Origin of the sequence: Lichenihabitans sp. Uapishka_5 (assembly GCF_033947565.1) — a bacterium.
Taxonomy (GTDB): Bacteria; Pseudomonadota; Alphaproteobacteria; order Rhizobiales; family Beijerinckiaceae; genus Lichenihabitans.
The window spans coordinates 1-4,915 of the sequence record NZ_JARPVX010000142.1 but is presented as its reverse complement, the minus strand read 5'-3'; the positions used below and the strand labels follow the sequence as shown (position 1 = coordinate 4,915).

Here is a 4,915-nt window from a genome sequence, read left to right as displayed (position 1 = left end):
CTTTTGGGCGTTTCCTCCCTAGACTTGGGCCGCCTTCGGGCGGCTCTTTTTTTGTCTCGGTGTCGCCTTAAAGCACAGACGATTGGCCGTTGCAAGGCTGATATGCGTTGATGCCTGTTATGATATCGTGGCGTCTTTTTGGCTGTCCTGCCGGATGATTTCGCTGGCTTTTTCGGCCACCATCAGGGTTGGGGCCTGGATGTTGCCGGCCGTGATGTTGGGGAAAACCGAAGCGTCGGCGATCCGCAGTGCTTCGGCGCCATGCACGCGAAGGCGCGGGTCGGTCACGGAGGTCGCCGGGTCGCGGCCCATGCGGCACGTGCCGCAAAGATGGTAGATCGAGCCCGACGCACCGCGGAACCACGTGAGCAGGTCGCCGTCGTCCTGCGCCAGATGCGAGGGCGGCATTTCCTCGACCGTGACGTCCCGCAAGGCCGGCGCCGCCATGATGCGGCGCGCCAGCCGGGCTCCCTCGACGGCTTCGCGGCGATCCCCCTCGGTCGACAGGTAGTTGGGGCGGATCAGCGGCGGCGCCTCAGGGTCGGGGCCGGCGATCGCCACGCTGCCGCGGCTGGTCGGACGACATGCATTGAAGGCCAGCAGGAAGCCCGGATAGGGCTCGGGCGCGAGACCCGCGCCGGGGTTCGGCGGGATGCGGTAGGACAGCGGGTTGAAGTAGAGCTGGATGGTCGGCCGCGATGCCTCGGGGTTGCCCCGAAAGAAGCCGCCGGCCTGGTTGACGCTCATCGCAAAGGGGCCCCGCCGGGTCAGCAGATATTGCAGCCCGAGCCGCGCCTGGCCGAGGCGGCTGCCGAAAGCGGCATTGAGGGTCGGCACGCGGGACCGGTAATAGAAGCTGGCGCAAAGGTGGTCCTGCAGGTTGGCCCCCACAGCGGGGCTGTGCCGCCGCACCGCGACCCCGGCGGCCTGCAGGGTCGCGCCGTCGCCGATGCCCGACAACTGCAGCAGCTTCGGCGTGCCCACGGCACCCGCCGTAAGAATCACCTCGCGGCGCGCCGTGACGGTCCGCACGACGCCATTCTGCCGCAGCATGACGCCGGTGGCCCGATGGGCGTCGTCGAACAGCAGCCGCTCGGCATGGGCGTGGCGCAGGATGGCGAGGTTCGGGCGCTTCAGCGCGGGCCATAGATATTCGAAGCTCGAGGACGACCGCTGCCCCCGGCGGGTCGACACGTCGTAGACGCCGGCACCCTCGATGGCCGCCCCGTTGAAGTCCGGCGTCGCCGGCAGCTGCAGCTCCCGGCAGGCGTCGAGGAAGCGTCGCGTCACCGGATGGATGCCGTCGCGCATCGGCGTGACGTGGATCGGCCCGGCGTCCCCATGCCATTCCGACGCGCCGTCCGCATGGGTTTCGAGCCGGCGAAAGGCCGGCAGCACGGCGTCGAAGCTCCAATCGGGCCCGGCGACCGCGGCCCAATCGTCGAAATCGGCCCGGTCGCCGCGAACGAACACCATGGCGTTGATGGAGCCCGAGCCGCCCTGCACCTTGCCCCGCGGCGTGTAGATGGACCTGCCGCCCAGCTCGGCCTCGGGCTCGGTCGAATACATCCAGTTCACCCGGGGGTCGAAATAGCTGCGGGCGTAGCCGACCGGGATGCGGAACCAGAAGGAGTCATCCGAGCCGCCGGCCTCGATCAGCGCGACCGTGTGCCGGCCGCCTTCGCTGAGCCGGGCCGCCAGCACGCAACCGGCCGAGCCGGCCCCGACGATGACGTAATCGAATTCGAGCTCTGGCATGAGGGTCAGCCGCGCGCGGGCGCAAAATCCTTGGCGTCGGCGGGCGCCTCGGCCATCTGCAGGTGCAGCCGCGCCCCCGTATAGGGCGAATGGGCCGCGATGACGTCGAGGTCGAGTTCGATCCCGAGGCCGGGCTCGCGCGACGGGATCAGGGTGCCATCCTCGAAGGCGATCTTGTGCTTCAGGATGGCGGCGTGGAAGCCGCCGAAGTCGAGGATCGATTCTTGGATCAGGTAGTTCGGCAGGGTGCAGGCGAGTTGCAGGCTCGCGGCGGCCCCGACCGGGCCGTTGTAAAGGTGGGGCGCCACCTGGGCATAAAAGGCTTCCGCCATGCCGGCGATCTTTTTGGCCTCCAGCAGGCCGCCGACGCGGGCGACGTTCATCTGCAGGATGGTGGCGGCGCCTGTCGTCAACACGCGCTGGAATTCATATTTGGTGGTGAGCCGCTCGCCCGTGGCGATCGGGATGGAGGTTTTGCGCGCCACGTCGGCCATCGCCTCTTCCTGGCCGGGCGGCACCGGCTCCTCGAACCACAGCGGGTCGTAGCGTTCCAGGCGCCGCGCCAGCCGCACCGCGGAGGACGGCACCATCTGGCCATGGGTGCCGAACAGGAGGTCGGCCCGGTCGCCCACCGCATCGCGGATCAGCCGGCAGAAGGTTTCACAGCGCGCCAGCACCCCCATCGAGAGTTGGTGGCCCGAATAGGCCGTATAGGGCCCGGCGGGATCGAACTTCACCGCCGTGAAGCCGAGCCGCTCCACCATGTCGACCGCGCAGGCCGCCGCGCGCTCGGGGTCGTTGAAGTCGAAATCGCCGTCCGGCCCCTCCGGATAAAGATAGGTGTAGGCGCGCAGCCGCTCGTGCACCCGGCCGCCCAGAAGGTCGGCCACCGGCCGCCCGGCCGCCTTGCCGATGATGTCCCAGCAGGCGATCTCGAGGCCGGACACGATGCCCATCAGGGTCGGGTCGGGCCGCTGGGTAAAGCCGCTCGAATAGGCGGAGCGCCAGAACCGCTCGATCCGGTGCGGGTCATGCCCTTCGAGGTGGCGGGCGAAGACGTCGTCGATCAGCGGGCCGAGCGTCGTCGGATGGACGCCGGTGCAATAGATTTCGCCCACCCCCTCGATCCCGCAGGCAGTGCGCAGCCGGACCAGGATCCAATACATGCCGCCGAGATGCGGCGGCGGCACGGCCACCACGTGGGTGATGAGGGTGTCGATCTTCATGGGGCCTCGGTGGGGCGGATCGGGCAGCGCCGCCCATGCGGGCCACCGGGGCGCAGCATGCCACGGCAGCGGCGATTCAGGGTTGATTCATGACGATCAAAGCTATCGTGCCGGCGCCGTAAATCGGCACCAATCGTAAGTCAAACCTCCTGGCGTCGATGGGAGAATGCTGGTGACATTCCAACTGGTGCGCGCGAGCGATGACGAGATCGCGGTCTGGCAGACCGAACACGGTCATATCTACGGCTATGGGGTCTGCGCCAAGACCGACAGCCTGACGCCTCGCTTCATGCGCGACGCGCCCGACGCCGTTGTGCCGGCCCGGGACTTCATCGACGCCGCCCTGGCCTACGCGACCCGCGAAGCGCAGGCGCGCCAACTCATCGGCCAGCCCGCGAAGGCGGGACGGCGCCTCAATTGTTCGGCCGAGCCGGCCTGACCCCCTGGTGCGGCTGGGGTTCTCCACCGGACCCTTGCGTCGACCGGGCTTGCGGATTTCCGGCCCTTGAGCAAAAGTCGGCGCCCTTCCCCTGAGCGCCGGCTCGGGGATCACCGCATCACCGCAAGGGCCGCCCGATGAAAGTCACACTCGAACGCGCGTCCCTGCTCCGCTCGCTCGGCCACGTGCACCGGGTCGTCGAGCGCCGCACCACCATCCCGATCCTGTCGAACGTGCTGGTCAGGGCCGAGGGCGGCACGCTGAAGCTGAAGGCCACCGATCTCGACCTCGAGGTGACGGAGGAGATCGAGGCCGAGGTGGCGCAGCCGGGCTCCACCACCCTGCCGGCCCACGTGCTGCACGACATCGTGCGCAAGTTCTCGGACGGCTCCCAGGTGACGCTCGACATGTCGGGCGACACCAGTCAGATGCTGCTGCGCTCCGGCCGCTCGCGGTTTCAGCTGCAATGCCTGCCCGAAACGGATTTTCCGGACATTTCGGCCGGCGAGCTCACCCACAAGTTTGTCCTGAAGGCCGGGCAGCTCAAGGGGCTCATCGACAAGACCCAGTTCGCCATTTCGACCGAGGAAACCCGCTACTACCTCAATGGCATCTTCATGCACACGCTGGAGCACGAAGGGCAGACGCTGTTGCGCGCCGTGTCGACCGACGGTCACCGGCTGGCGCGCGTCCAGGTGCCGGCCCCGGAGGGCTCGGCCGACATGCCGGGCATCATCGTGCCCCGCAAGGCGGTGTCGGAGGTGCAGAAGCTGATCGACGACGCCGACGCCGACGTCACGGTGGAACTGTCCACCGCCAAGATCCGCTTCACCTTCGGCCGCGTGATCCTGACCACCAAACTGATCGACGGCACCTTCCCGGACTATGCGCGCGTCATCCCGTCCGGCAACGACAAGCGGCTGACGGTCGACAAGAAGCCGTTCCAGGAGGCGGTCGATCGCGTGTCCACCATCTCGTCCGAGCGCGGCCGCGCCGTGAAGCTCGCCATCGCGGATGGTAAGCTGACGCTCAGCGTCAACAACCCGGATTCGGGCTCGGCCACCGAGGAGCTCGACGTCGATTATGATGCCGCGCCGCTCGATATCGGCTTCAACGCCCGCTATCTGCTCGACATCGCGGCGCAGCTCGATGGCGACACCGCCCTGCTGATGCTGAACGACGCCGGCTCGCCCACCGTGATCCAGGACAGCGACACCGCGCCCGCACTCTACGTGCTGATGCCGATGCGGGTGTGAGGCCGCCCCGAAGGCCGCGCCTCACCGGGCTGAAGCTCGCCGATTTCCGTTCCTATCCGGCTCTCGACCTCGCGATCGACAGCGAAACCGTGGTGCTGACGGGCGACAACGGCGCCGGCAAGACCAACCTGCTCGAAGCCGTGTCGCTGCTCAGCGCCGGCCGCGGCCTGCGCCGCGCCGAGATGGCCGATTGCGCCCGGGAAGGCGGCCGCGGCGGCTGGGCCGTGGCCGCGACG

At 68.4% G+C, this 4,915-nt stretch carries 5 protein-coding genes; 3 read left to right on the top strand and 2 right to left on the bottom strand.

Features of this window, described 5'->3' with window-relative positions:
* Positions 1 to 117 precede the first annotated feature (117 nt).
* Together P7D22_RS22235 and P7D22_RS22230 are read right to left on the bottom strand one after the other, a co-directional pair.
* Positions 118 to 1,758 (bottom strand): GMC family oxidoreductase, encoded by a 1,641-nt coding sequence (locus P7D22_RS22235; protein WP_319936438.1) that lies wholly within the window; start codon positions 1,756 to 1,758, stop codon positions 118 to 120.
* Positions 1,759 to 1,763: 5 nt separating this feature from the next.
* The gene (locus P7D22_RS22230) at positions 1,764 to 2,984 is read right to left on the bottom strand and encodes a mandelate racemase/muconate lactonizing enzyme family protein (RefSeq protein ID WP_319936437.1); all 1,221 of its coding nucleotides are present in this window, start codon (positions 2,982 to 2,984) and stop codon (positions 1,764 to 1,766) included.
* A 172-nt stretch (positions 2,985 to 3,156) separates the two neighbouring features.
* Here P7D22_RS22230 and P7D22_RS22225 point away from each other — a divergent pair, with 172 nt between their 5' ends.
* The 3 genes from P7D22_RS22225 to P7D22_RS22215 form a co-directional block, all read left to right on the top strand.
* On the top strand, positions 3,157 to 3,423 hold the full coding sequence (locus P7D22_RS22225) for a hypothetical protein (RefSeq protein WP_319936436.1): 267 nt from the start codon (positions 3,157 to 3,159) through the stop codon (positions 3,421 to 3,423).
* A gap of 137 nt (positions 3,424 to 3,560) precedes the next feature.
* Positions 3,561 to 4,679: a DNA polymerase III subunit beta gene (gene dnaN, locus P7D22_RS22220; protein ID WP_319936435.1), complete on the top strand. Its 1,119-nt coding sequence runs from the start codon at positions 3,561 to 3,563 to the stop codon at positions 4,677 to 4,679.
* Positions 4,676 to 4,915 (top strand): AAA family ATPase (locus P7D22_RS22215; RefSeq protein WP_319936434.1); only part of this gene is annotated, 240 nt, incomplete at its 3' end. The genes dnaN and P7D22_RS22215, both read left to right, overlap by 4 nt.

What these genes read in the sequence shown, in the direction of transcription:
- P7D22_RS22230 (WP_319936437.1), bottom strand. Translation starts at nt 2,984, where the DNA reads ATGAAGATCGACACCCTCATCACCCACGTGGTGGCCGTGCCGCCGCCG.
- dnaN (WP_319936435.1), top strand. Translation starts at nt 3,561, where the DNA reads ATGAAAGTCACACTCGAACGCGCGTCCCTGCTCCGCTCGCTCGGCCAC.
- P7D22_RS22235 (WP_319936438.1), bottom strand. Translation starts at nt 1,758, where the DNA reads ATGCCAGAGCTCGAATTCGATTACGTCATCGTCGGGGCCGGCTCGGCC.